The following is a 25,840-nucleotide window of genomic DNA, read 5'->3' on the forward strand; positions in this document are numbered from 1 at the left end:
GGCGGCACCACCCCGGCGACCCGGCGCGGCGCCGCGGGATAGCGGGCGACGAGCCCGACGAGGGCGCCCGCCCGGTCCAGCACCGGCGCGCCACCGGAGCCCGGCTGGAGGGCCGAGAGCAGATCGTCCCCGCGCGCCTCGCCGGGGGCGGCCTGGATCCCGTCCGGCCCCGGCGCGAGGGCGATCAGGCCGTCCCCGGCACCGACCGGCTCGGTCCGCGTAGCCGGCCGGAGCGGGGCAGGGGCTCCAGGCCCGTCGAGGAGCGCGAGGCCCGCCGGATCGGTCGCGAGAACCCGCGCCGGCGCCGACCCGACGCGGAGGTTCGCACACCCCTCGATCACGGCCGCGGCGGTCAGCACCCGGCCCGGCGCCACCGTGAGGCCGGCGCCCACTGCGGATGCGGCCGTGAGGGCGGCCGGCCCGGGTTGGGCGGGGGCACGCGGTAATGGGACTTGCGGTACGGAGGCTTGCGGTACAGGGACTTGCGGGCCGGCGGCGCGGAGCGGCGGCGCGGCGGCCGGGCCGGACGGCCCTGGCGCGGCCTGCGCCGCGGCGGGGTCCGGGAACGGCGTGAAGGCGTTCGCCACGGCGATCACGAGCCGGTCGACCTCCGGCGCCAGGGCGCGGTCGTAGCCGAGCAGGAACCCGCGCACGCCCTGCGGGCCGGACGCGTAGCGGATGTAAGACAGGCCCGGCCCGGTCTCCGCGGTGACCACCAGAGTGTCCGGCCGCCTGAGCTTGTAGGTGACCTTGCGGCCGGGGAGCGGCGCGGTGGCCTTCTCGAACAGGGCGTCCAGGGTCTCGGTGCCCGGCGGGAAGGCGCGGGATTCCAGGGTCACACGCCCGTCCGGGCTCTGCCAGCGGGTACCGGCGGGCAGGGCGGTGCGCTTCGTCAGCAGCCGCTCGGGCACCCCCATCACGGCGCCGGTTCCAGGGTCGACGGCACTCCGGAAGCGCGCCGCCGTCCGGGCCGCCGCACCGGCGGCCAGCAGAGCCGCCCGGCCGCGCGCATCGAGGGGATCGGCTCCGCCCGAGCGGTCGCGGTAGGCCTTGAGCGCCTCGAAGGTCCGCCGCCCGAACGCCCCCGACACCACGGCGTTGAAATCGCCGGTCCAGACCAGGGCGTCCTGGACCGCCTTGCGGTCGGCCTCCGGCAGGGACTCGAAGGCCCCCTTGGCGGCGTCGAAGGCAGGATCGGCCGGTGCCGGCCTCGGTGCCGCCCGGGACGGGACCGGCCGCTCCTGGGCAGGGTCCGGCTCCTGGGCGCGGCCGGGGCCTGTGCCGAAGGCGAGCAGGATCGCCAGCAAAGCCGGTCGCCGGGAACGGCCGACCGGTGCGACCGGAGGCCGGCACCGCGACGCGTCACCCGAATCCATCGCCGCCCTCCGACCCCCGACGCCCCGATCCTGGCAGAGGCCGCGGCGACAGGCCAGTTCAATCCGGTCAACCGGCACCGTGCGTCCGGAGCGGCGATGCGCTACAGGGCGAAGATCCGGCCCGGGGCGGCGGCCGGGTCACCGGATCGCAGGTCCGGCCACGCGATGCCGTCATGGTTCGACGCGGAGCCCGGCATGAGCGAGACGAACAACACCTTCAAGAAGGCGCCCAAGCGCAAACCCGTCAAGGGCAAGAGCATCAGCGTCTCCCCGGAGATGCGGCAGGCCTATGCCGACCTGATTCAGGAGCGCGCGGAGAAGCAGGAGGCCTACGGCCGTCACCTGCCGCAGGACGAGACGCGCCGCCGGTAGGGCGCGCGCCCCGGATCCGGCCTTCCGGCCGGTCCCGCTCTCGACCATCTGCACGACGGAGGCTGACCCGCGGGGGCGTTCCGGGCCGCGATCCCGCGCCGCCCCTCTCCCGGGCGCAGGGGGCGCCTGCGCATCGCGCGCTGCCCGGGCTGGAACCGAACCCCCAGGACCATCGGTTCTCCCCCGTCTCCGAACCTGCCGCCATCGGCGCCCTGCGCGCGGTCGCCGGTATCGCCCCCCTTCACGCCGCCCGAGTCCGCGCCCCGGCGCGGATCGCGGCGGCGTCCGAACCACGGAGGTCCCCGCACGTGGCCAGCCCCGTCGCCGTCCTCCCAGTCGGGATCGAGACCCAGGCGCAGCCGGGCGCTCCGGCCCAGCAGAACCGCCTCAGCGCCAGCGAGATCCGGGCGATCGTCTTCGGCCTGATGACCGCGATGCTGCTGGCGGCCCTCGACCAGACCATCGTGGCCACTGCCATGCCGACCATCGGCCTCGACCTCGGCGACGCCGCCAACCTGCCCTGGATCGTCACCGCCTACCTGCTGGCCTCCACGGCGGTGACCCCGCTCTACGGCAAGCTCAGCGACATCCACGGCCGGCGGATCATGCTGCTGATCGCCATCGTGACCTTCGTGCTCGGGTCGCTCGCCTGCGCGCTCGCCCCCACGATGGTGGCGCTGGCGCTCGCCCGGGGCCTGCAGGGCGTCGGCGGCGGCGGGCTTATCGCCCTCGCGCAGACGATCCTCGCCGACATCATGTCGCCCAAGGAGCGGGCGCGCTACCAGGTGGTGATCGCGGGCGTGTTCGTGACCGCCTCGGTGGCGGGACCGCTGCTCGGCGGCTTCTTCGCCCAGCACCTGCACTGGTCGCTGATCTTCTGGATCAACCTGCCGATCGGCGTCCTGGCCTTCGCACTCACCAACGCCAACCTGAAGCGCCTGCCGCGCCACGACCGCCAGCACCGGCTGGACTGGCCCGGGGCGGTGCTGATGGTGGCGGCCTCGATCACCCTGCTGCTGGCCCTGAGCTGGGGCGGCGTGCGCTACCCCTGGGGATCCGCGCCGGTCCTCGGCCTCCTCGCCGCGGCGGCGGTGCTCGGGATCGGCTTCGCGGTGCGGCTCGCCACGGCGGCCGAGCCGCTGATCCCCACGGAGGTGCTGAAGAACCAAGTGGTCTACAGCGCGACGCTGGCCGCCTGCTTCGCCATGGGCACCTTCATCGGGCTCACCATCTACGTGCCGATCTTCCTGGAAGGCGTGATCGGGCTCTCGGCCAGCGAATCCGGCCTGGCCCTGGTGCCGCTGATGGTCGGCACCGTCACGGGCGCCACCCTGTCGGGCCGGTCGATGCTGTACTTCCAGCACTACAAGCGCGTGCCGCTCGCCATGATGTGCGTCAGCCTCATCTGCTGCGCCGTCATCGCCTGGGCGGGACGGGCGCTGCCGTTCTGGCTCATGGAGGTGCTGTTCGCGCTGCTGTCCATGGGAATCGGGACGATCCTGCCCCTCTCCACCATCGCGATCCAGAACGCGGTGGCGCGCCACCAGCTCGGGATCGCCACCGCGTCGATGAACTTCTTCCGGTCCCTGGGGGGCGCCCTGATCGTGGCGGCGTTCGGCACCATCGTGCTCGGCGGCGCCGCGGGCGATGCGGGCCACGACGTGGAGAGCCTGATCCGCGGCGCCGATCCGGCCCGCCTCGCCCTGACCTTCCGGTACGTGTTCCTGGCGGCCTGCCTCGGGCTGCTCGCCGCCTTCACGTTCCTGGCACTCATGGAGGAGCGATCCTTGGGGGAGCGCACGTCGCCGAAGATGGATGGGGGCGCGCCGGACAAGCCGGCCTGAGGCGCGCCTCCCGCCCCATCCTGCGCGATCGGCAGCGGCCGCGGGCCGCGATGCCGACGCCGTCCGGCACGCCTTCCAGCAGCGGGTCGGCACGACCGCGGCGGAACAGCTTCGCCGGCCTGCGGGGGGCCGAGGCAGACGTCGCCCGCATACCGGCGGCCGCGGCCCTGCCCTTGATTCGCCCGGATCACCGCTTACCTCGGCCCCATCGGCTGCGGGCCCCTCTGGCGGGCGCTGCTCAGCGCCCGTGATGTCGGAGCCGATGCTTTCCATTCGGAATCAGCATCAGGTCCCGCACATGATGGACGTTCTCACCATCGCATGGCTCGGCAAGCCATTGTGGATGTGGCTCGGCTTCCACCTCCTGATCGCCTGCCTGCTCGCCTTCGACCTCGGTCTGCTCCACCGCGACAAGGAGCATGAGATCGGCGTCCGGGAGAGCTTGGCGCTCACCGGCTTCTACCTCGCCCTCGGCCTCGCCTTCGGCGGCTGGATCTGGTGGTATCTCGGGCCTCAATCCGGCGAGGAATACGTCACCGGCCTCGTGGTCGAGAAGTCGCTGTCGATGGACAACGTCTTCGTCATCGCCATGATCCTCACGGCGCTGGGCATCCCCCGGGCCGCCCAGCACCGGGTCCTGCTCTGGGGCATCCTGGCGGCCGTCCTGCTGCGGGGCCTGATGATCGGCCTCGGCGCGGCCCTGGTGCACGAGGTGCACTGGGTCCTGTCGCTGTTCGCCGCCTTCCTGATCTATGCCGGCCTGAAGATCCTGCTGTCGGGCGACGAGGAGGAGGGCGACTTCCAGAACAGCGCCGTCGTGCGCTGGTTCAAGACGACCTTCCGGGTCACCCCCGAGTTGCACGGCCAGCGCTTCGCGGTGCGCAAGGCCGATCCGAAGACCGGCCGGGCCGCGCTGTACTTCACCCCACTGGCGCTCGCCCTGGTGCTGGTCAACGGCGCCGACGTGATCTTCGCGGTCGACAGCGTGCCGGCGATCTTCGCGATCACCACCGACACCTTCGTGGTCTACACCTCCAACATCTTCGCGATCCTGGGCCTGCGCGCCCTCTACTTCGCGCTGGCCGCGATGGTCGACCGGTTCGCCTATCTCAAGACCGCGCTCGCCTTCATCCTGATCTTTATCGGCGCCAAGATCGTGGTGGCCGACACGTTCGGCCTCGTGACGGTCCAGCCGTGGGTGTCGCTGGTGGTCACCCTGACGCTCCTGGCGGCGGGCGTCGCCTACAGCCTGTGGCGGACCCGGACCGACGCGCCCGCCCTGGCGGAGCCGGACCCGCACCCGCACGAGGCGCGCGCCCACCGCGCCTGAGGCGGAACCGGCGGCCCGTCAGGCCGCCGGCAGCGCCGCGATCAGGTCGCGCAGGGTGGTGATGGTCGAGGCGTCGGCCACGCCGTCCACCCGCGCCTGGCGGAAATGGCGCTGGAACGCGGCGACCACCGCGTGGGTGCGCGCGTCGAACGAACCGGTCACCGGCAGGTCGTAGCCATACAGCGCGAACATCGCCTGCAGCGCCTCGACGGGCTGGCCCGCATCACCCCGCGCGAAGAAGCGGCCGTCCTGCAGGCGGGCGGGGGGCACGTGGTGGCCGAGTCCCGCCGCCGCGAGGCGGTCCCAGGGGAAGACCTCGCCGGGATCCTCCTTGCGCTCCGGGGCCACGTCGGAATGGGCGAGAACCCGCTCCGGCGGGATCGGCCAGCGGCCGAGGATGTCCCGGGTGAGTGCGATCACCGCGTCGACCTGCGCCTCCGGGTAGGGCGGCAGACCGCCGGCATGACCCGGATGGACGATCTCGATCCCGATCGAACGGGAATTGACGTCCCGCTCCCCCTTCCAGGCGCCGGCACCGGCGTGCCAGGACCTGCGGGTCTCCGGCACCAACTGGACGATGCCGCCATCCTCGAACACGAGGTAGTGCGCCGAGACCTCGCTCAGCGGGTCGCGCAGGCGCGCCAGGGCGGCGGCCCCGCTCTCCATGCCGGTGTAATGGAGGATCAGCATGTCGACAGGCCCCGCGCGGCGGGCGCCGTGGTTCGGCGAGGGCGCGACGCGGCGGGCGAGGGGGCTGTCGGGATCGAGGCTCATCGCAGCCCGCGCTCCTGCGCGATCCGGTCGTAGGCGGCGTTGATCGCGGCGAGCCGCCGCGTGGCGATGGCCACCGCCTCCGTCGGGAGGCCGCGGGCGAGCGCGCGATCCGGATGGTGCTCGGCCACCAGCGCGCGGTGGCGGGCCTTCACGGCGGCGTCGTTCGCCTCCCGGTCGAGCCCGAGGACGCGGTAGGGGTCGTCCGGCAGACGAACGTGCCGGGCGGCGATGCGCTGGAACGCGGCCTCGTCGAAGCCGAAGATGCCCGAGACCGCGCGCAGGTAGCGCTCCTCGGCCTCGTGGAGCGCCCCGTCGGCGCCGGCGATCTGGAACAGGCCGTCGAGCACGTCCTCCAGCAGGGCCGGCTCGTCGCCGAAGGTGGTCGCCAGCTGACGCGCGTAGGCCTCGAAACCGTTCGTGGTCTTCTTGGCGAGGTCGAACAGGCGCTCGACGCCCGGGCGCGCCGCCGGCTCCACCTGCACCACCCGGCCGAAGGCCTCGACCTCGGAGGGCAGCACGACGCCGTCGGACTTGGCCATCTTGGCGGCGAGCGCCACGAGCCCGGTGGTGAACACGACGTCGCGCGGCGTCCGGGCGAAGGGCGCGCCGACCCGGTCCATCAGGAAATGGCCCGCGACACCGCCGATCAGGGCACCGAGGGGACCACCGATCGCCAGGCCCAGGCCGGCGCCGCCGAGCTTGCCCCACACGCCCTGGGATCTGGTCGCCTGATTCATGGGCGGCCCGGTCCCGGTGCGGATCCTCGGCTCGGTGCGGTCATCGGGGACGGCGTCATTCCGGCGCCGGGAGAGCCCCGGCCGAGCGACGAAATAGCCGCTCCGCACGCCGCGAGGAAGGGCCGGGCTGTGCCCGGCCCCTCTCGGCTTTGCTCAGCGGCAGTAGATGTTGCCGTAGGCGTCGCGGTAGGTGCCGTAGGGGCAGCGCGGCGCGGTCGAGGCACCCACGATGGCGCCGCCGGCGCCGCCGATCGCGGCACCCGCCAGGGCGCCCCCCGCACGGCCTGTGGCGGCCGCACCGATCGCGGCACCGGTCAGCGCGCCCAGGCCCGCACCGCCCAGCGCCCGATCCTCCGGGGTGTTGCAGGCGCCGAGCGAGAGGGCGGCGATGGTGGCGAGGGCGGCTGCCGTCAGCTTCTTCATGGTCCCCAGAACTCCCTTGTGCATCCGGTCCGGCCGGTGGCCGTGAACGTGGCGGATCGCGCCGAGCTTAGCAGGAAAGGAATGTCGGCCCTACGGCTAAGGTTCCATCCGCCGCGTCCGGAGTTGCGCCGGGTTCCCGTCTCGCCCTATGCCACCTGGCAGGCGGCGCTCCGGCCGGGGTGCCGCGGCGCCACATCCGAGGGTCCCATGCCGACAGCCACCACGATCGTCCGCCGGGCGGCGGTGCGCGCCGACCGCGTCGCCGACACGGTGATCCTGGACCGCGCGGCCCGGGACGCCGTCTCGGGATCCCTGGTGGCCGAGGGCGGCCTCGGCTTCGACGTGGCGCTCACGAAGGCCGCAGCCCTGGAGGACGGCGACGCCCTGCGCCTCGACGACGGCCGGCTCGTCGCCGTGCGGGCGGCCGCCGAGGCACTCCTGGAGGTGCGCGCCGAGAACCCGGCCCGGCTGCTGCGCCTCGCTTGGCAGCTCGGCGGCAGCCACGTGCCCGCCGAGATCGCCGCGGACACGCTCTACGTCCCGGCGACGCCCGCGGCAGCCGAGCTGGTGCGCGGGCAGGGCTGCGTCGCGACCTCGGTCTCCCGCGCCTTCCGGCCCGAGCGCGCCGCCCACGATCACAGCACCTGCGGCCACGATCACAGCCATGATCACCACGACCACGCGCACCACGACCATGGGCACGGACACGACCACAGCCATCACGACCACGCGCACGGCCATGAGCATCGCCATGGTCACGATCATGACCACGATCATGGTCACGTGCACGGCGCCGGCTGCAGCCACGATCATTAGAGAGGGCGCCAGCCGGCGCACGAAGCCCTCCCTCCGGACAGACCTCCGAGCGGCGGGCCGACCGATCGGGCGCCGCTCCCGTTTCCGGCGGGGTCAGTCCGGACGGCGCCGCCCCGCGACCACCGCACAACTACGTAATCACTTAATATGGAACATGTATAACTCCGTCCTATCGGCCGTAAACCATTCAATTCATCGCAATATAACGATCAATTAAATTATATTCCAATCAAAAACACTCGAATAAATCGCAAGTACGCTTGATAATTTCTGTTGCATCGCGATCACAGACCGAAACGTCAGATCCGGATACCTCGGTTCCGCCATCGAATTCTCGGAACCAACCGACATGAAGAACATCGTGACGTCCGCGGCTGTCCTCGCCGCACTGAGCACTGCCGCCGCGGCCGCGGATCTACCCCGCCGCGCGCTCCCGCCGGCACCGATCGCGCTGCCGGTCTTCACCTGGACGGGCGCCTATTTCGGTATCAACGCCGGCTATATCGGGTCGACCAAGGACGACGTGAACACGGCGGGCGTGATCCGGACGAGAAGCGGACTTCCCCTCGCTGACTATTCGGCCCCCGCGCACCTGCAACGGGACGGTTTCACAGGCGGCGGCCAGGTCGGCTACAATTATCAGTTCACGCCCGGCGCGGGCTTCGTCGTCGGCGTCGAGGCCGATCTGGGCTATACGGGCCTGCGCGGGCGCGAGAACTACAAGAGCATCGTTCTCGGGACCAACAGCTTCCGGCAGTCCAGCGACTACCTCGGGACCGTGCGCGGCCGTGTCGGTTATGCGGTGGACCGCACCCTGTTCTACGCGACGGGCGGTTTTGCCTATGCGGGCGAGACTTACCGCACCAGCCTGTTCCAGACCGGCAACGTGCCGAACTATTACGGCAGCCGTTCGCGCATCGAAACCGGCTACGCGGTCGGTGGCGGCGTGGAGTATGCCCTGCCCACCGATTCCTTCCTGAACGTCCTGCACGCCAACGCGGTGACGGTGAAGGGCGAGGCGCTGTATTACGACCTCGGCAGCCGCACGATCCCGGTCCTGCCGACATTCCGGAACGTCAACGCCTTCGCGTCCCGCTATCCGAACGAGGGCGTCCTCGGCCGCCTGGGCCTGAACTACAAGTTCGGGAGCTACTGAGCGGCACCCCATCGATCCTTCGGCTGAGCATCCCCAGCCCGATCAGACTGGTCGCCCCGTCGAAGGTCGCCCCAGGACTCGCGCCTGGGGCGTTCTGCGTCCGGAGGGAGGCCCCGCTGCAACCGGACGTTCAGGGGCGCTTCGGCACCGGCCGCCGGCAATAGGATCGGGCGTCCTCTGGTGCGAGACCGTCCTGCGTGGCGACGCATTGGTCGAGGGTCAGCCCGATGCTGGTGGCGTAGGGCTCGTTGGGCGACAGGGCTCCGCGCGCGAGACCGGCCAGATAGAGCAGGAACGCGACGGCCGCGAGGATCAGCGTCGCGACCACGGCGCGGTTCAGCAGCATCGCCGACGCCCGCTCATGGGATTCCGACCAGCAGCAGCGCGAGGGCGAGCACGGCGAGCCCCGCGCCGATCAAAGCCAGGGCGGTGTGATCACGTCCGGACCGGCGCATGGGAGAACGACCCGGCCGGGTCATGATCCGCGGCCCGGGGCGAGGCCTTCGGTTCGGCTCACGGCAGCAGGCCACAGAGGCCCGTGGCCAACCCGAAGGTGAGCGAGAGCATCGCCGCACAGAGCAGGGCGCGATCGATCACGCGGGTGGCCCGATCCTCCGGCTGAATGTCGATCATCGCGCGATCTCCCCGGCGCAGAATGGGGGACGCCTGTTGCTGACCTGTGTCGGCTGATCTCGACCGGAAGGCCGTTCGTGCCCGGGTCGGCGATCCAGGCCGGATTTCGACGGGCCGGGCGCGACGTCGGAGCGCCGGAACACCCCCGATGCCCCGCGGTTGGACCGTCATCCCCACCGGAGATGTCGCGTGACCACGGACCCGCTGCACAAGTATCCCCGTCCGCCCTTCCCGGCACAGCCCCAGAGCTTTCCCGGGAAGACCGGCCGCATGGAGCCGGAGCCCGACCACGGCGAGGCCAGCTACAAGGGCTCGGGCAAGCTCACGGGGTTGGCGGCGCTGATCACCGGCGGCGACAGCGGGATCGGCCGCGCCGTCGCCATCGCGTTCGCCCGGGAGGGTGCGGATGTCGCCATCTCCTACCTGCCGGAGGAGCAGGCCGACGCGGAGGCGGTCGGCCAGTGGGTCGAGAAGGCGGGACGCCGCGCGCTGCTCCTGCCGGGCGACCTCAAGGATGCCGCCTACGGGCGCCAGATCGTCGCCCGCACGGTGGAGACGTTCGGGCGCCTCGACGTGCTGGTCAACAACGGCGCGTTCCAGCAGCCGAACCAGGACCTCACGGCGATCGACGACACCGTGTTCGAGGACCATTTCCGCACCAACGTGTTCGGCGCGTTCTACGTGACCAAGGCGGCCCTCGCCCATCTGAAGCCCGGCGCCTCGGTGATCTTCACCTCGTCGGTGAATTCCAAGCACCCGATGCCGTCGCTCATGGCCTACAGCGCCACGAAGGGTGCGCTGAGCAACATGGTGCTGAGCCTCGCCCAGCTGCTCGCCGAGAAGGGCATCCGGGTGAACGGGGTACTGCCGGGGCCGATCTGGACCCCGTTCATCCCCGCGGGGATGCGCGAGGATGCGGTGAAATCCTTCGGCAGCCAGGTGCCGTTCGGCCGCCCGGGCCAGCCCGCGGAACTCGCCTCGGCCTACGTGATGCTGGCCTCGGACGAGAGCAGCTACACATCCGGCGCGCTCGTCACGGTGGCCGGGGCCATGCCGATCCTCTGAACGATCCGGCCGGATGGGGGCGCACCGAGATGCGCGCCCCCGCCGGCCCTGCCACCCCGACCGCGCTCAGGCGGCGCGCATCTCGGCGAGGAAGCGCGTCACCGCGCCCCGCAAGGTCTCGGCGCTGTCACAGATGTCGCCGGCCGCCGCGCCGACCTCGCCGGCCGTGCGGCGCGTATCCTCCGCGGCCGCCGAGGCCGAGACCACGTTCTGGCTCACCGAATCGGTTCCCCGGGACGCCTCGTCGATGTTCTCCGAGATGTGACCCGTGGCAAACCGCTGCTGCTCCACCGCCGCGGCGATCGCGCCGGCGATGGCGTTCATCGTGTCGATCGTCCTGCCGATCGCGTGGACGGCATCGACCGCCTCGGTCGTCTCCCCCTGGATCGCCGCGATCTGCGCCGTGATCTCCTCGGTGGCCCTTGCGGTCTGCCCGGCCAGGCTCTTCACCTCGGCGGCCACCACCGCGAAGCCACGCCCCGACTCGCCGGCCCGCGCCGCCTCGATGGTGGCGTTGAGCGCCAGCAGGTTCGTCTGCTCGGCGATCGCCGAGATGATCCGCACGACCTCCCCGATCTTCTCCGCCGCCCCGGCCAGGCCGCGGATCTGCCGGTCGGTGCGCTCCGCCTCGGTGACCGCCTGTCCGGCGATCTCGGCCGACTTGGCGACCTGGATGCCGATCTCCCCGATCGAGGCCGACAGTTCCTCGGTGGCCGCCGCCACGGTCTGGACGTTGGCCGCCGCCTGCTGCGCGGCGCCGGCCGCCGAGCCGGCCTGCTGCGCCGCCACCGCGGCGGTGTCCGACATGGCCCGGCAGGCCTCGCGCATCCCTGCGGCCGCGCTGTCGACCCGGGTCAGGAKCCGGCTTGCCCCGTCGTCGAAGTCGCGGGTCGCCTCCTCCATCCGGCGGGCGCGCTCCTGTCGGTGCTGCTGCTCGGCGCGCTGCCCGGCCGACAGGGTCTGGGCCTGGATCATGCTGTCCCGGAACACGCCGGCGGCCTCGGCCATCTGGCCGATCTCGTCGCGCCGCCCCCGCCCCGGGATCACGACATCCATCTCGCCGGCCGCGAGCCGGCGCTGGGCCGCCGTGAAGGCGCTCAGGGGCCGGGTGATGCTGCGCGCCAGCAGGACGCCGACAACCCCGATCCCGATCGCGAGCGGGATCAGCCAGAGCAGGATGGTGAGCATCCGCGTCCGGCCCAGGGCCTCGATGTCGTCCACGTACAGCGCGGAGCTGATGACCCACTGCCACGGCTCGTAGGCGAGGGAATAGGCGACCTTCGGAGCGGGCTCGGTCTCGCCGAGGCGTGCCCACCGGTACTCGGTGAAGCCGCCGCCGGCCCGGGCGCGCTGGATCATCGTCCAGACGAAGGTCTTCTTCATGGCCTCGTCGTCGCGGGACCGGGTGCCCTCGATCCTGGGATCGGGATGAACGACGTTGCGGCCGATGTCGCCCGGGGTCGCGCTGTAGACGAAGACATAGTCGCCGCCGTTGTAGCGCATCGCCCGCAGGGCATCGCCGGCGCGCCGCCGCGCCTCTTCGACCGTGAACGCGCCGGCCTCGGCCTGCTGGGCCAGGGTCGTCACGATGTTGTGGGCCGACTGCACCTGGGCGCGGACAGCCTCCTTGCGGCCCTCCATCATCCCGTCGCCGATCAAGGACATCTCCGCGCCCACGATCTCTATAAATGCCAGGAGCATCCCTCCGATCAGCAGAAATACCTTTTTACCGATAGTCATTTCGCCAATTCTCCAAATAACATTATTTGCACTAAAATTATTTATTGGAAAGAATCAGATTTATGCTTCAGATTCTTCGAAAAAATATTTTATCATCGCGGGAGAACATTCCCATGCCATCCGGACATGCGAGACATGCTTCGCCGAGCGCTTCCAGGGCCGGGTGCCTGCGCCGGGGCACCGGCGTTCCGTATCCTCCGGCTGGAAACGTTGCCCTGCGAACACGTCCGACCTTCCGCTCGCCCCTGCATCCTGGAGCGATCAGAGCGTGCGGCTTAACCGTGCCGCGCGAATTCCGCCCGCGAACCAAAGCCTCATGTAAGGGTCACACGAACGCGAAAGTGCTTTGAAACCGCGCGCGTCATGCGGTCCTGCGAATTCTCGGGGAGGGCGATGCGAGGCGAACGGCTCGGCTATATCGATACAATCCGCGGCCTTGCTGCTCTGGCGGTGATCTATTTCCACTTCGCGGAGCATCTGCTGAGAACCGATCAAGTGTCGGGCGCAGTCGAGCGGGGAATATTTATCGTACTAACCCAGTATATGGATCTGGGTAAAGTCGCAGTCATCATATTTTTTTCCGTTTCCGGCTTCGTGATTCCTTATTCGTTCGACGCGCAAAGCCGAACGCCGGTCAGGGATTTTGCGATCAGTCGGTTCTTCCGCCTTTATCCAGCCTACTGGCTTTCGATTCCCTTGGGGATATGCGCCTTCTATGTCCTGCCGGGACGCGCTATTTCGACGACAACGGTGATCGCGAATGTGACGATGCTGCAGCAGTTTTTCGGCATCGATAACATTATCCTGCTGTACTGGACTTTACAGATCGAGCTGGTCTTCTACGCCCTGTGTGTGCTCCTGTTCCGCGCGGGCTCTCTTCAGCGGACGGCCGGCGTCGCGATCTCGGCAGGGGCGATGCTTTTGGCTGCCGTGGCGATGGCCGTGGCGCGCTACCACCTCGGCAAAGCCTTACCGGTCGCACTCCCGTTATCCCTTGCGATCATGTTCTGGGGCGCTGTCTGGCGCGGCTGGCTGATCGAGCAACGGGCCGATGCACGACGTGCCGCCCTGTACCTCCTCGCCCTGATCGCCCTTTCGGTACCGCTCATCTCGGTGCTCGCCTATGGGCGCGATCTCGGTTTTGGTCAGACTTGGTATCGCTACACGGCAACCTATTGGGCCGCTCTGCTCGTCTTCGTCCTGATGACCACGCGATGCAGGATCCATGGGCCTGTCTTCGCTTGGCTCGGTGCGATCAGCTACGGGCTCTACCTGTTCGGTCCCGTCGCGCAGGAGGTGGTGATCGCCGTCACGCGGTCGATGGGGATCGCGTCGCATGGCCATCTCATGATTGCAGCCGCGATGATCGTCGCCATCGCCCTTGCCGCTCCGGTACACCGCTACGTCGAGCGGCCCTGCATGCGCCTCGGTCGCCGCCTGGTGAGAGCCCTCGCGCAGCACAGGGCGAACGCGGAAGCCCTTTCCCTGGATCATCCGCAGCCCGCCTCGGCGCGTTGAGCGAAGAACAGCGAGACCGCGCGCACCTTCGACCCGTTCGGCCCCGCGTCTCACCAGCGCCATTGGGCGGCGGTTCCCGCGAATCGGCCGCCGAGCCCAAGCCGCGATGCGCCTGCCGGAGCACAGGTCGGATACGATGGCGCCGATCAGGGCGGCGCGGCAACAGGGTGGCGAGGGCCTGGCGCGCGGCCGTGGCGCGATTCCAAGGCCGGCCTCGTGACGAGCGACCGCGTGCAGTTGTCGCACAGCCCGCGGGCGCCGATCGGTGCGCTGGACCGGTCCGGCCCGCCGACGGCGGCGATGGACGCCTGCAACGCCCACTGAGGCCGCGGCGTGGGCGGGGCTGGTGGGCCGGGGCGAATGGAGCACGAAGTTCGAGATGCGCACGCCGCGCACCACGACTCAGATCAGCGTATTGCCGGCTACGCACGCACAGGCCGCGCGCCTTCCGGTTTCACGACGGCTTTGCGCAATTTGGTGAGGTCCCGTTTGTTCGGCCGGGCATGGCTCTAACCAAGCGCTGCCGTTCGACGCAGCGCTTTACCGGCATTTGAAAACCTGACCCGTTTTTCGACGGAAAGGACGCCATTGCAGGCATCTGCCGACTCGCGCAGAAGCCTTGTCGGGACTAGGATCGCGGCGCAGCCACAGACACAGACACCAGACTTGGATCATCCGACGATCGATGATGTTTCGATTTTACGCGTTTTTCGATCCAAGAAATTGCATTTTGTCTTTAAATTCATCGCGCGAAATAGGCTTTCTGATCGTTGCGATCGCGATCTCGCGATGCTGATCGGCAATTTGCTCCTGTCCCGTAACAAAGATCGTCGGAATGCCGCGCCCGAGCAGCCAAGCGGCTGCAGAAGGACCCGTACGCCCATCGGCAAGATCGATGTCCACCAGCGCAGCGTCAAATTCCAGACCCGAAAATTCTTCCTTCAGATCGGAAAAACTTTCAAAACCTGCTACGAAAACATATCCCAGATCCTCAAGGAGCTGTTCTATATAAAATATTACAAGAGGACTGTCCTCTAAGCATACTATCCGCATCTGTTTATCCGGATATTTTTCAACGGATGGTCCGCAGTGAACGCTCGATCGGACTACGAGTCGCTGGAGACCCGGGACAAGAGCCCGCGAGCATCACACGCGAGGCCCTCGGGGTTGAAACCGATCGTCGGCTTCTGGCCGAACATTCCCGTCAAAGCCGCTCGCAAGTAGCGGGTTCCATAGCCGACGCGCACGGGGGCCTCGACCGGCGGTCCATCACGCTCGCGCCAACGGATCGAGAATGCGCGCGGTTCTTCATCCGAAACCTGCCATTCGAAACGCACACGGCCTTCGGGGGTGGACAGCGCGCCATACTTGATCGCGTTGGTCGTCAGTTCGTGGAGACAGAGCGCGAGCGTCGTCCCGGCCTCGCGGTGTAGCATGACCGCGGGGCCGGCCGACGAGATGCGATCCTCGCCCGTCAGTCGATAGGGGCCGAAGGTGAGGTCGACGATCTCTTGAACCGCCACGTTTTCCCCGACGGCATGGAAGACGGCGGAATGCACGTTGGCCAGTGCGCCGAGCCGTCCTCTGAAATCCTCTGCAAATCCCTCGAGCGAGGTTGCGCCGCGATGGGTCATCTCGAAGATCGAGACGACGCTGGCGAGGATGTTCTTGACGCGGTGGTTCAACTCGCGACGCAACTCGATTTCGCGCGCGATGTGATCCCTGACTTCGCGTTGCCGAAGTCGGGCCAGCAAGGCGGACTGAACGCCACTGACCAACTCCACGGGACTTACGGGCCGTTGGTAGAAGAGGTGGCGTGCCCGCGGCCAGATCCGGCTCAGTTCGGCGCGCACGCGCATGTGGGGCGAAGCCCGATCGAGCAGCACGATGATCGGTATTTCGGACCAGGCCGGCTGCGAGGCGACATGGCTCGCGACCGCTTCCAGAACGGGTGGCGTCAGTGCCTCATGGGTCGCGACCAAGACTCCCGGCAACGTCGCGAGCCGGCCGGCGAGGTCGTCGATGCCGGTGGAGATCGCGACGCGGATATCGTTCTCCTCCAGTAGACGACCGAGGAAAGACGCGTCCTTGCGGTAGGGTGCCAGGACCAGCACGTGATCCAGCGTGGACAGATCGTCCAAATCCGAAGCGCTCACGCTTCCGGTAGCGGATTGTAGGGCACGACCGTCACCCCGGAACTCTTGATGAAGAGCTCATGGACATCGAGGTCGTGCGGGCCATGCCGCTTCTTAACCACCGTGATGTTGCGCCGCAGCCGGCCGTCATGCTCGGTGATGCGGAGCAGCAGGACGGTATCGCCGAGGAAGCTGACGTCGACATCGATCCCGACGTTCTGGCCCAGGAGGCCATGCTGGGCCACGATCAACATCGTGAGAACACCGGCCCGTGCGAGATATTTCAGAAGCGCCTGGATGTCGCGGACGGCTTTTTCCCGGTGAGGCAGAGAATTGAGATAGCCGGTGAAGCTGTCGATCACCACGACCCGGCTGTTGTCCTCGGTGACGATGCCCTGGACGATCTGTGCGAATTCGCCCGGCGAGATTTCGTTGGGATTGAAATCGCGGATGATCAGCTGACCAGATTCGTAGAACTGGCGCAGATTCATGCCGAGTCCTTCGGAGCGGCGGAAGAAGGTTTCCAAGCGCTCCTCGAACAGGAACAAGGCCACGCTCTCGCCGCGCTTCAACGCGGCTGTCGCGTACAGCGAAGCCATCGTGGACTTGCCGGTCCCGGACTGTCCGATCACGAGGGTTGTCGTTCCCGATTCCTGCCCCCCGCCGAACATCTCGTCGAGCGTGTCGACGCCCGATTTGATCAGTTCCGGGGCGCAGGCTTCGGTGGCCGCTCCCGGTACGATTCGGGGGAACACGACAACCCCCTGACCCTCGCGGATTGCCATGTCATGGTACCCGTCCGCGATCGGCACGCCGCGCATCTTGCTGACTTCGATCCGCCGACGCACGGCGCCGTACTCCTCGAGCGACTTGTCGAACCGGATCACGCCATGCGCGATGCCTTCGACCTCCTCGCCGTTCATCCCCTCACCGTTCTGCGTGTCGAGGAGCAGGGCGACCACGTTGCGCTTGGCCAGAAAAGCCTTGAAGCCGATCAGCTCCCTGCGGAACCGCGGCGTGTCGCCAGTGAGCAGCCTGATCTCCAGCAGCGAGTCGTAGACGAGGCGGCTGGGTTTGTACGCCTCGATCGCTTCTTCGATGGCCTGTCGCGTTTCGTCCAGGCGCAGTTCCGCAGTTTGAAAGATCGTTTGGTCTGAGGCACCACTGACCGCGTCCGAAGCGGACAGTTCCTCGACTCGTATGCCGTCGAGGTCCCAACCGTGCGACACGGCGATCGATCTGAGCTCCGCCGCTGTCTGCGAGAGGCTGACATAGATGCAACGCTCGCCCGCAGCGACGCCGGTCAGCAGAAATTGAAGAGCGGCCGTTGTCTTGCCGGCGCCGGGTGACCCTTGCAGCATGTACAAATTGGACGGCGGCAGTCCGCCGCGCAGAATTTCGTCCAGTCCCTCGATCCCCGTAGGGACGGGCTCTGGTGTTTTGGATTTTACCACTGAGGTCTCCTCGCCGCTGCTCACGAACGGCGCCGGGCCGAATATGGCTGATGTTTCGCTGGCTCGGTCTGAAAACGCAAGTAAACGTGCGAGGGCACCATCAGGAGCGGGCTTCGGAGTCAATCTGGACGGCTGACGCCGTCCGAGAGGGCCAGCACACAGGTCCGTCAAGCCGAAATGCCCGCATGTGCGTCCCGGGTCGTTCCGGCCTCGTTTGCTCTATGGTCCGGCTGTCTGGATCGTTGACCTCCGTGGCGGGTCCGACGCCGAGAGGGCTCGTCTGATCCGATCGGCGCTCGGCGGTCCGTGCCTCGAATCGGCCGGCGCGGGATACGCTTCGAGGCGTAGGCGCAGCATCATCTCGGGCAAGCGGGAGTGCCCCGTCCCTATGACCTGCAAAATGCCCCGCGTCGCGGGCGACGTCCGAAGGTCCGGAACGACGGAGCGTCCGAGCGCCCTTGAATGCCAGGGATGTGTGTACGGCTGCCGGAATGCCGGCGATTCGGACCTGGGTCTTCACCTGAGCGCGGGTACCGGACGCGTCGAAGTCCTTCCCCCGCCTCCGGATCCGGGCCGCGGCCGCCCGCGCGGCGGTCGAAGGTCCGGGCCTCGCGATGGACCGTGCCGTCTCTTTTGACGACGATCCGGGCATGATACCCCGTCGTCCCGTTCTTCCGCGCGCTCGACGATGGTCCCCATCGCGTCCCCCGCGGTGGTTCAGCACGGGGGCGAGCACGTACAGCACAGCTGTGCTGCGCGCAGTCCGAGGCCCGATCGGGCACGCCGGGTCCCGGCGAGGGACAGCACGAGAGCGACAGCAAGTGATTGCCGGACCGGAAAAACTTCAAAATCTCAGTGGATGGCGCTTTTCCGTCGCCCCGATGATGGACTGGACGGATCGTCACTGCCGGGCGTTCCACCGGACCCTCTCGACGCGCGCCCGGCTCTACACCGAGATGGTGACCACCGGCGCGGTCCTGCACGGATCGCGGGAGCGCCTGCTCGGCTTCGCGGAGGTCGAGCACCCGGTGGCGGTCCAGCTCGGCGGCTCGGACCCGGCGGCGCTGGCGCAGGCCGCGCGGATCGCCGCGGATTTCGGCTACGACGAAGTCAATCTCAATGTCGGCTGCCCGTCGGATCGGGTGCAGGAGGGCCGCTTCGGCGCCTGCCTGATGCGCGAGCCGGCCCTGGTCGGCGACTGCGTCGCCGCCATGAAGTCGGCAGTCTCCGTGCCGGTGACGGTGAAGTGCCGGATCGGCGTCGACGACCAAGACCCCGAGGCGGCCCTGGACGCCCTCGCCGATGCCGTGGCGGCGGCGGGCGTCGACGGCCTGATCGTCCACGCCCGCAAGGCCTGGCTCCAGGGTCTCTCACCCAAGGAGAACCGGGACGTGCCGCCCCTCGATTACGGCCGGGCGGCGCGGCTGAAGCAGCGGCTGCCCGGCCTGCCGATCGCGGTCAACGGCGGCCTGCGCGACCTAGACGCCGCGCGGGCGCGGCTCGCCGAGGTCGACGGCGTCATGGTCGGCCGCGCCGCCTACACCGAACCGGCGCTGCTGCTCGGCGTCGATCCCGGGTTGTTCGGCGTGCCGGCGCCGGCGCCCGACGCCTTCGCGGCGGTGGAGGCGTTCGAGCCCTACGTCGCCGCGCTCCTGGCCCGGGGCGAGCGCCTGCACGCGGTCACCCGGCACATGCTCGGGCTGTTCAACGGCCGGCCGGGGGCGCGGGCCTTCCGGCGCCACCTCTCCACCCACGGCATGCGCCCGGAGGCCGACCTCGCGACCCTGCGGGCGGCGGTGGCGCTGGTCTCCCGCGCAGCGCCCGAGGCCCGCGCGGCCTGAGCGCGTCCCACCGCCCCGTCAGGGCCGGCGCAGGATCAGGCGGTCGCCCCGGACCTCGTAGCCCGAGAGCCGCGTCAGGAAGCTCTGGCCGAGGAGGTTCGCGGAGAGCGCCCCGGGCTTGGCCACCATGGCGTTCACCCGCCGCTCGGTGATCGTACCGACGCTGAGCGAGTCGAGCTGGGTCGGCGCCGCGTAGGTGATGCCGTTGGCGGTGGAGACGCGGGCGGTGAAGTCGGCGGGGGCGGGCGTGAGGCCGAGGGCGGCGGCGTTCTCGGCGGTCAGCACGACGCTGCTCGCCCCGGTATCGAACAGGAAGAGCTGCACCCGGCCGTTCACCTCGGCATCGACCCGGAAGTCGCCGTCCGCCCGCCGGGTGATGGTGACGGACCCGTCGCCGCTCGACGTCGCGCTTCCCGGCCGGAGATCGCCGAGCACCCGGGCACCGACCTCCTGGATCCGGTCGCGGTAGCTGTAGCCGATCACCAGGGCGAGGCCGATCAGCGCCCAGGCCAGGAGCGCCTGCAGGTTCGCGCCGAGCCGGGCGGTGAAGGACCGCCAGAACCCGGCCACCACCAGGAGCAGGATCGTGCCGGTCCAGGCCAGGGTGGCCAGCTGGTCGGGTCCGATCACGCCGCCGACGCTGTCGCTGCCGTCGCTGAGGACCAGGGCGAGGACCACCAGTGCGAGGGCGGCGAGGCCGAGATAGATCATGACGGCACGGGTGCTTCCAGGGGCGTGAGGCCGGCCTCCCGCATCCGGGCCTCGAGCCCGGCCATGACCGCGCGGCGCTGCAACTCCGAAAGCGTGCCCCAGGCGGCGATCTCGTCGCGGGTCCGCCCGCAGCCGCAGCACAGGCCGCTCGCGGCGTCGAGCACGCAGACCTTGGTGCAGGGCGAGGAGGGCTTCGGCGCGGGCGGCATCCAAAACCCTTGGCCGGGCGATCGTGGCCGGGTCAAGACGCGGCGCGCATCCTCAATCCGCACCTCCCGCCATCGCCGCCACCAGGGCCAGCAGGGCGGCGATCTCCGAGACCTGCTGGCAGGCGCCGATCACGTCCCCGGTCTGCCCCCCGATCTTGGCGCGCGCCAACCGGGTCACGCCCAAAGCCGCGAGGGCGGCGCACAGGATCATCAGCGCGACGCCGCCGAACGGCAGGCCGAGCGGCACGGCAGCGAGCGCCAGGGCCGCGCCGAGGCCGGACGCGGTGGCGAGGCTCGCCCGATCCGGACGGCCCACCGCGGCGGAGAGGCCGCCCGGCCGCGCCGGCGCCAGCAGCACCATCGGGGCGAGGGCGGCGACCCGCGACAGGGCGGACGCCAGGATCAGGCCGGTCGCGGCCGCGTATCCGGTCCGGTCGAGGAGCGTCGCCAGGGCGCCGATCCGCAGGGCCAGCGCCAGGACCAGGGCCGCGCCCCCGTAGGCGCCGATCCGGCTGTCGCGCATGATCTCCAGGCGGCGCTCCCGGGTGGTGCCGCCGCCGAACCCGTCGGCGACGTCGGCGAGCCCGTCCTCGTGCAGGGCGCCCGTGGCCACCACCAGCACCGCGATGGCGAGCGTCGCGGCCAGGAACGGCCCGAGACCGATCCGCCAGCCGCCGGCCAGGACCAGCGCCGCGGGCAAGGCCAGGATCAGGCCGGCCAGCGGCAGCATTCGGGGCAGGGTGGTGAAGTCGGGGCTGCGGTGCGGGTCCGGCTCGCCGGGCAGTTGCGGCACCGGCAGGCGGGAGTAGAAGCGCAGGCACCCGGCGAGGTCGTAGAGGGCGCCGCGCCCGGGCCAGTCGGCCTCCCCGCCGGTCTGCCTGTCCATCGCGGCCTCTCGCATCCGCCCGCCACCGCGCGCCGGTGGAGCGAGCCCGACCAGTATAGTCGCTCCGATCCGGCCCCGTCTCCCTGTCCGGGAGTGCCCACAGGAAATCATCGCCGCCATGACAGACCCGGTGACAGACCCGATGACCGCTCCCGAACCCGGTCCCTTCGACGACATCCGCAACCTGCTGAAGGCGATGCCCGGCCCTGACGCGGAGGCGAAGGCCGCCGTCGCCGCCCGGGACGCGACCCTGACGAAGCCTGAGGGCTCCCTCGGACGGCTGGAGAGCCTCGTCTCCTGGCTGGCGGCGTGGCAGGGCAAGGCGCCGCCGAGCTTCGACCGGCCGCTGGTCTGCGTCTTCGCCGGCAGCCACGGGGTCACGCGCCGGGGCGTCTCGGCCTTCCCGGACGCGGTCAACCGGCAGATGCTCGACAACTTCGCCGCCGGGGGCGGGGCGATCAACCAGATCTGCGCGGCCTACGGTCTCGGCTTCAAGGTGTTCGACCTCGCCCTCGACATGCCAACCGGCGACATCACGGAAGCGCCGGCCCTCGACGAGCGCGCCACGGTCGCCACCATGGCGTTCGGCATGGAGGCGGTGGCCGCCGGCACCGACTGCCTCGGCATCGGCGAGATGGGGATCGGCAACACCACGGTGGCGGCCGCCCTCTACGCCGCCCTGTTCGGCGGCGAGGCCGCTCACTGGGTCGGGCGCGGAACCGGAATCGACCGGGACGGCCTGTCCCGGAAGGTCGCGGCCGTGGAGGCGGCGCTCGCGCACCATTCCGGGCATCTCGACGATCCGCTCCAAGTGCTGGCGCGCCTCGGCGGCCGGGAGATCGCCGCCATGGCGGGGGCGATCCTGGCCGCCCGGCTGCAGCGCATCCCGGTGGTGATCGACGGCTACGTGGCCACCGCCGCCGCGGCCGTGCTGCACGCCGCCGACCCGGGCGCCCTCGACCATTGCCTGGCCGGCCACGTCTCGGCGGAGGGCGTCCACGCCGAGGTGCTGGAGAGGCTCGGCCTGGTGCCGCTGCTGGCGCTCGGCATGCGCCTCGGCGAGGCCTCCGGCGCCGGCATGGCGATGGGCCTGCTCAAGGGCGCGCTCGCCTGCCACACGGGCATGGCGACCTTCGCGCAGGCTGGGGTTTCCGAGAAGGGCGAAGGCTGAGGCCGCAGGGGCATCCGAGCCCGCTCGTCTTTGCGAGCGGAGCGAAGCAACCCAGGGCAGCGGGACGTCGGCAAGCGTAGCGTCGCTGGATTGCTTCGCTCCGCTCGCAAAGACGGCGAGCCTTCAGGCCGGCCCGGATTCAGCCGGTCTTCTCGATGTTCCAGAAGAACTGCACGGGCGCCATGACCATGCCCTTGAGCTTCGTGCTGACGGCCATCGGCTGCTGCACGAGGCCCGCCGGGGCGTAGGGCACGACCTCGAAAGCGCGCTCCTCGATGCGGGCGGCCAGCGCCTTCTGCTGGGCCTCGTCGCCCGTGGCGATCCACGCGCTGCGCAGGGTCTCCAGGGTCGGGTCGTCCGGCCAGCCGAACCACGCGGCCTGACCGTTGGCCCGGATCAGCGGGTGCAGGGCCGGATTGAGCACGTCCGCCCCGGACCATAGCGTGTGGAACAGCGACCAGCCGCCGGCATCGACCGGTCCGCGGTTGCCGCGGCGGGCGATGAAGCTGCCCCAGTCGGTGGAGACCAGATCGACGTTCATCCCGAGCTGCTTGAGCAGATCCTGGGTCACCAGGGACTGGTTGTAGGCGATCGGCTGGTCGGCCGGGGCCAGCAGCACCACGCGCTCGCCCTTGTAGCCGGCCTTGGCCAGCATCGCCTTGGCCTTGGCGAGGTCCCCCTGCATGGCGGCGGCCCCGCCGGCGCCGGTCGACATCGGCGAGCCCGGCGTGAAGAAGGTCTTGGCCTCCCGGTAGTATTCGGGGCTGCCGACCACCGCCTGCATGTAGTCGTCCTGCTTCATGGCCATCATCACGGCCCGGCGGATCTCGGGATTGTTGAACGGCGGCTGCGTGTGGTTGAACCGCATCAGCAGGATCAGCCCGAGGGGCACGTTGCGGATCTCGATCCCCGGCTTGCCCTTGAGGACCGGGATCAGGTCGATCGCCGGCTGCTCGTACCAGTCGACCGCCCCCTGGATCATCGCGCCCACCGCCGCGGAGGCCTCGGTGATGGCCAGCCACTCGATCCGGTCGACCTTGGCGACCTTGCCGCCCGCCGCCCAGGAGGGCGCCTCCTCGCGGGGGCGGTAGCCGGTGTGGCGGGTGTAGATCGCGTTCTGGCCGGGGATCCATTCCCGCGCCTCGAAGCGCCAGGGGCCGGAGCCCATGGGATCGGCGATGGGCTTGGAGGCATCCTGCAGGGCGATCCGCTCCGGCATGATGAACGGCACGTTGGAGGACAGCTTGCCCAAGGCCGCCGGGAGCAGGGGGAACGGCTGCTTCAGGCTGATGGTGAAGGTCCGGGCGTCCTCCTGGCCGTACCCCTCCACGAAGCCCGCCAGGGTCTGGCCGAAGGCGTCCCGCTTGGACCAGCGCGCCACCGAGGCGATGCAGTCCTTGGCCTCGACGGGGGCGCCGTCGTGGAAGCTGAGGCCATCGCGGAGATGGAAGGTCCAGCGCAGCCCATCGGGCGCGGTCTGCCAGTCGCTGACCATCTGCGGCTGGATCCGGAAATTCTCGTCGGTGGCGAACAACGTGTCGTAGACGAGATAGCCGTGGTTGCGGATGACGTAGCTCGTGGCGACGATCGGATCGAGGGACGGCAGGGGCGTGGACGGGATGAAGCGCAGCACGCTGCCGCCGCCGGGCTGCGCCCGGGCGAGATACGGGCGGCCGATGGTGGCGGCGGCCGCGCAGGCGGTGCCGGCCAGGAGTTGGCGGCGATGGAGCGTCATGGCGGGCAAACCCTCTCCTGATCAGGCCCTGACGCCCGAGTTATTTTATACAATCTCAGCATCGGGGCGGCGCCGTCAAGGGCTCCGTCGCGCGCCCGGGCCTGACGGGGGGACGAGTCGATGATGAAGAACCGGACCCTCGCGGGTTCGATCGGATCCGAGATCCGGCAGCGCATCCTCGACGGGCGCTATCCGGCCGGATCGCAACTCCGTCAGGACGGCCTGGCGGCCGAGTTCGGCGCCAGCCGGATCCCGGTGCGGGAGGCCCTGTTCCAGCTCGAGGCCGAGGGCCTGGTGCGGATCCATCCGCATCGCGGGGCGACGGTGGCCCCGCTCTCGCCCGCCGATGCGGCCGAGGCCCTGGAGCTGAGGGCGGTCCTCGAACCGCGGCTCCTGGCGATGTCGGCTCCCCTGCTGACAGAGGCGGATTTCCGCCGCGCGGACCTTCTCCTCGACGAGTACGCCGCCGCCCTGAGCGCAGGCGCCACGGCGCGCTGGGGCGCCCTCAACACCGACCTGCACCTCCTGCTCTACAGCCGGGCCGACCGCCCGCGTGCCCTCGGCATCGTCGGCGCGCTGCTGGCAGAATGCGACCGCTACACGCGCCTGCAGCTCTCGACGGACGTGGCCGAACTGGAACGGGCCGACCGGGAGCACCGCGAGATCGTCCGGCTGTGCCGGAACGGTCACGTCTCGGCCGCCTGCGCCCTCTTGGTCGACCATGTCTGCCATGTCGCCGACGCCCTGATGGCCTTCCTGGGCGACGGTCGCGCGCTCCACATGCCCCGCGTGATTGTATAAAATCCTTGCCATCATGGACCGCCGCTGGCATGGACAGGCCCGCCCTCCGGTGCGGCTCCGTCGCCGGCCGGGATGACCGCCTCCAGACCGGACGACCCGCCGATGGCCTCAGACCAACAGATCTTCTCCGGCACGATCCCGGCCCTGATGACGCCCTGCCGGCCGGACCGCTCGCCCGATCTCGACGCCCTCGCGCGCAAGGGACGGCAGCTCGTCGATGCCGGGATGTCGGCGGTCGTCTATTGCGGCTCGATGGGCGACTGGCCGCTCCTGACCGACGCGGAGCGCATGGCGGGGGTCGAGCGGCTGCTGGCGGCCGGCGTCCCGGTCATCGTGGGGACCGGCGCCCAGAACCCGAAGCGGGCGGCCGCCCTCGCCGCCCACGCCAAGGCGGCCGGCGCCCACGGCCTGATGATCATCCCACGGGTCCTGTCGCGCGGCAGCGCGGCGGCGGCGCAGGAGGCCCATTTCTCCGGCATCCTCGATGCGGCGGTCGACCTGCCGTCCGTGATCTACAACAGCCCCTATTACGGCTTCGAGACCCGGGCCGACCTGTTCTTCCGCCTGCGCGACCGGTACCCGCACCTCGTCGGGTTCAAGGAGTTCGGCGGCGCGGCCTCACTCACCTACGCGGCCGAGCACATCACCGGCCAATCCCCCGAGATCACCCTAATGGTCGGGGTGGATACGCAGGTGGTGCACGGCTACGTCAATTGCGGCGCCCGGGGCGCGATCACGGGCATCGGCAACGTCCTGCCGCGGGAGGTCCTGCACCTCGTCGCCCTGTGCGAGAAGGCGGCGACCGGCGACGTCCAGGCCCGGCGGCGGGCGATGGAACTCGACTCGGCCCTCGCGATCCTGTCGAGCTTCGACGAGGGCACCGACCTCGTCCTGTACTACAAGTACCTGATGGTGCTGGAGGGGAACCCGGAATACGAACTCCACTTCAACGCCACCGACGCGCTGAGCGCCGGCCAGCGCCACTACGCGGAGAACCAGCTGCGCCTGTTCAAGGCGTGGTACGCGCGGTGGTCGGAGGAGGCCGCCGGGGCCTGATCCGCCGCCGCCGCGGCACGCAGGGCAGCCCGCCTTTGCGCGGGACGGCCCGTCGGC

The 25,840-nt window shown here is 69.9% G+C and carries 24 protein-coding genes; 11 read left to right on the forward strand and 13 right to left on the reverse strand.

All coding sequences use genetic code 11. The annotated features are described in order from the left end of the window. Positions 1-1,376 (reverse strand): serine protease (locus tag ACXJKQ_RS22455; protein ID WP_457107911.1); only part of this gene is annotated, 1,376 nt, incomplete at its 3' end. A gap of 195 nt (positions 1,377-1,571) precedes the next feature. On the opposite strand from ACXJKQ_RS22455, the gene ACXJKQ_RS22460 reads away from it, so the two are divergent. The 3 genes from ACXJKQ_RS22460 to ACXJKQ_RS22470 all read left to right on the forward strand — a co-directional run bounded on the left by ACXJKQ_RS22460 (position 1,572) and on the right by ACXJKQ_RS22470 (position 4,922). Continuing rightward, the gene (locus ACXJKQ_RS22460; protein ID WP_457107912.1) at positions 1,572-1,748 is read left to right on the forward strand and encodes a hypothetical protein; all 177 of its coding nucleotides are present in this window, start codon (positions 1,572-1,574) and stop codon (positions 1,746-1,748) included. A gap of 308 nt (positions 1,749-2,056) precedes the next feature. After that, positions 2,057-3,592, forward strand: a complete 1,536-nt coding sequence (locus ACXJKQ_RS22465; RefSeq protein ID WP_457107913.1) for an MDR family MFS transporter — start codon at positions 2,057-2,059, stop codon at positions 3,590-3,592. A 298-nt stretch (positions 3,593-3,890) separates the two neighbouring features. Further along, a complete protein-coding gene (locus tag ACXJKQ_RS22470) occupies positions 3,891-4,922 on the forward strand; it encodes a TerC family protein (protein ID WP_457107914.1) in 1,032 nt (343 codons plus the stop codon). Positions 4,923-4,940: 18 nt separating this feature from the next. Here the strand turns inward: ACXJKQ_RS22470 and ACXJKQ_RS22475 are convergent, their stop codons facing one another. From ACXJKQ_RS22475 to ACXJKQ_RS22485, 3 genes are all read right to left on the reverse strand, one after another. After that, positions 4,941-5,696: an N-acetylmuramoyl-L-alanine amidase gene (locus tag ACXJKQ_RS22475; protein WP_457107915.1), complete on the reverse strand. Its 756-nt coding sequence runs from the start codon at positions 5,694-5,696 to the stop codon at positions 4,941-4,943. Next, positions 5,693-6,433 (reverse strand): TerB family tellurite resistance protein, encoded by a 741-nt coding sequence (locus ACXJKQ_RS22480; RefSeq protein ID WP_457107916.1) that lies wholly within the window; start codon positions 6,431-6,433, stop codon positions 5,693-5,695. The genes ACXJKQ_RS22475 and ACXJKQ_RS22480 overlap by 4 nt, the downstream gene beginning before the upstream one ends. A gap of 153 nt (positions 6,434-6,586) precedes the next feature. Beyond that, entirely contained in the window at positions 6,587-6,856 is a 270-nt protein-coding gene (locus ACXJKQ_RS22485) for a hypothetical protein (RefSeq protein WP_007560631.1), read from the reverse strand. Positions 6,857-7,063: 207 nt separating this feature from the next. Between ACXJKQ_RS22485 and ACXJKQ_RS22490 the strand changes: the two genes are divergently transcribed. Continuing rightward, on the forward strand, positions 7,064-7,672 hold the full coding sequence (locus ACXJKQ_RS22490) for an urease accessory protein UreE (protein WP_457107917.1): 609 nt from the start codon (positions 7,064-7,066) through the stop codon (positions 7,670-7,672). Between the two features lie 349 nt (positions 7,673-8,021). Beyond that, positions 8,022-8,828 carry an outer membrane protein gene (locus tag ACXJKQ_RS22495; protein ID WP_457107918.1) on the forward strand — a complete coding sequence of 269 codons (807 nt, stop codon included), beginning with the start codon at positions 8,022-8,024 and terminating at the stop codon, positions 8,826-8,828. A 130-nt stretch (positions 8,829-8,958) separates the two neighbouring features. Here ACXJKQ_RS22495 and ACXJKQ_RS22500 read toward each other — a convergent pair whose 3' ends face one another. Then, complete coding sequence (locus tag ACXJKQ_RS22500) at positions 8,959-9,174, reverse strand: hypothetical protein (protein ID WP_457107919.1); 216 nt, start codon at positions 9,172-9,174, stop codon at positions 8,959-8,961. Positions 9,175-9,650: 476 nt separating this feature from the next. Here ACXJKQ_RS22500 and ACXJKQ_RS22505 point away from each other — a divergent pair, with 476 nt between their 5' ends. Beyond that, on the forward strand, positions 9,651-10,526 hold the full coding sequence (locus ACXJKQ_RS22505) for an SDR family oxidoreductase (RefSeq protein ID WP_457107920.1): 876 nt from the start codon (positions 9,651-9,653) through the stop codon (positions 10,524-10,526). Between the two features lie 66 nt (positions 10,527-10,592). Here ACXJKQ_RS22505 and ACXJKQ_RS22510 read toward each other — a convergent pair whose 3' ends face one another. Then, positions 10,593-12,266, reverse strand: coding sequence for a methyl-accepting chemotaxis protein (locus tag ACXJKQ_RS22510; protein ID WP_457107921.1), 1,674 nt, complete (start codon positions 12,264-12,266; stop codon positions 10,593-10,595). 393 nt (positions 12,267-12,659) lie between these two features. Here ACXJKQ_RS22510 and ACXJKQ_RS22515 point away from each other — a divergent pair, with 393 nt between their 5' ends. Then, positions 12,660-13,784: an acyltransferase family protein gene (locus ACXJKQ_RS22515; protein WP_457107922.1), complete on the forward strand. Its 1,125-nt coding sequence runs from the start codon at positions 12,660-12,662 to the stop codon at positions 13,782-13,784. A 699-nt stretch (positions 13,785-14,483) separates the two neighbouring features. On the opposite strand, the gene ACXJKQ_RS22520 is transcribed toward ACXJKQ_RS22515, so the two are convergent. From ACXJKQ_RS22520 to ACXJKQ_RS22530, 3 genes are read right to left on the reverse strand one after another with little or no spacing between them, the layout of a single operon-like run. Further along, positions 14,484-14,837, reverse strand: a complete 354-nt coding sequence (locus ACXJKQ_RS22520) for a response regulator (RefSeq protein WP_457107923.1) — start codon at positions 14,835-14,837, stop codon at positions 14,484-14,486. 53 nt (positions 14,838-14,890) lie between these two features. Beyond that, entirely contained in the window at positions 14,891-15,925 is a 1,035-nt protein-coding gene (locus ACXJKQ_RS22525) for an HWE histidine kinase domain-containing protein (protein WP_457107924.1), read from the reverse strand. An 11-nt stretch (positions 15,926-15,936) separates the two neighbouring features. After that, complete coding sequence (locus ACXJKQ_RS22530; RefSeq protein WP_457107956.1) at positions 15,937-17,373, reverse strand: ATPase domain-containing protein; 1,437 nt, start codon at positions 17,371-17,373, stop codon at positions 15,937-15,939. 821 nt (positions 17,374-18,194) lie between these two features. On the opposite strand from ACXJKQ_RS22530, the gene dusA reads away from it, so the two are divergent. Continuing rightward, the gene (gene dusA, locus ACXJKQ_RS22535) at positions 18,195-19,214 is read left to right on the forward strand and encodes a tRNA dihydrouridine(20/20a) synthase DusA (RefSeq protein WP_457107925.1); all 1,020 of its coding nucleotides are present in this window, start codon (positions 18,195-18,197) and stop codon (positions 19,212-19,214) included. Between the two features lie 18 nt (positions 19,215-19,232). Here dusA and ACXJKQ_RS22540 read toward each other — a convergent pair whose 3' ends face one another. From ACXJKQ_RS22540 to cobS, 3 genes are read right to left on the reverse strand one after another with little or no spacing between them, the layout of a single operon-like run. After that, positions 19,233-19,925 (reverse strand): retropepsin-like aspartic protease family protein, encoded by a 693-nt coding sequence (locus ACXJKQ_RS22540; protein WP_457107926.1) that lies wholly within the window; start codon positions 19,923-19,925, stop codon positions 19,233-19,235. Further along, positions 19,922-20,134, reverse strand: a complete 213-nt coding sequence (locus ACXJKQ_RS22545; RefSeq protein ID WP_457107927.1) for a DUF1289 domain-containing protein — start codon at positions 20,132-20,134, stop codon at positions 19,922-19,924. Before ACXJKQ_RS22545 ends, ACXJKQ_RS22540 begins: the two co-directional genes overlap by 4 nt. Positions 20,135-20,186: 52 nt before the next feature. Next, a complete protein-coding gene (gene cobS, locus ACXJKQ_RS22550) occupies positions 20,187-21,020 on the reverse strand; it encodes an adenosylcobinamide-GDP ribazoletransferase (RefSeq protein ID WP_457107928.1) in 834 nt (277 codons plus the stop codon). A 142-nt stretch (positions 21,021-21,162) separates the two neighbouring features. Here cobS and cobT point away from each other — a divergent pair, with 142 nt between their 5' ends. Next, positions 21,163-22,191 carry a nicotinate-nucleotide--dimethylbenzimidazole phosphoribosyltransferase gene (gene cobT, locus ACXJKQ_RS22555; protein WP_457107929.1) on the forward strand — a complete coding sequence of 343 codons (1,029 nt, stop codon included), beginning with the start codon at positions 21,163-21,165 and terminating at the stop codon, positions 22,189-22,191. A 139-nt stretch (positions 22,192-22,330) separates the two neighbouring features. Here the strand turns inward: cobT and ACXJKQ_RS22560 are convergent, their stop codons facing one another. Further along, entirely contained in the window at positions 22,331-23,926 is a 1,596-nt protein-coding gene (locus ACXJKQ_RS22560; RefSeq protein WP_457107930.1) for an ABC transporter substrate-binding protein, read from the reverse strand. Positions 23,927-24,049: 123 nt separating this feature from the next. On the opposite strand from ACXJKQ_RS22560, the gene ACXJKQ_RS22565 reads away from it, so the two are divergent. After that, positions 24,050-24,727, forward strand: coding sequence for a GntR family transcriptional regulator (locus ACXJKQ_RS22565; RefSeq protein WP_457107957.1), 678 nt, complete (start codon positions 24,050-24,052; stop codon positions 24,725-24,727). Positions 24,728-24,829: 102 nt separating this feature from the next. Continuing rightward, the gene (locus ACXJKQ_RS22570; RefSeq protein ID WP_457107931.1) at positions 24,830-25,783 is read left to right on the forward strand and encodes a dihydrodipicolinate synthase family protein; all 954 of its coding nucleotides are present in this window, start codon (positions 24,830-24,832) and stop codon (positions 25,781-25,783) included. Positions 25,784-25,840: the final 57 nt, after the last annotated feature.

The sequence above is a fragment of the Methylobacterium sp. P5_C11 genome, assembly GCF_054049775.1.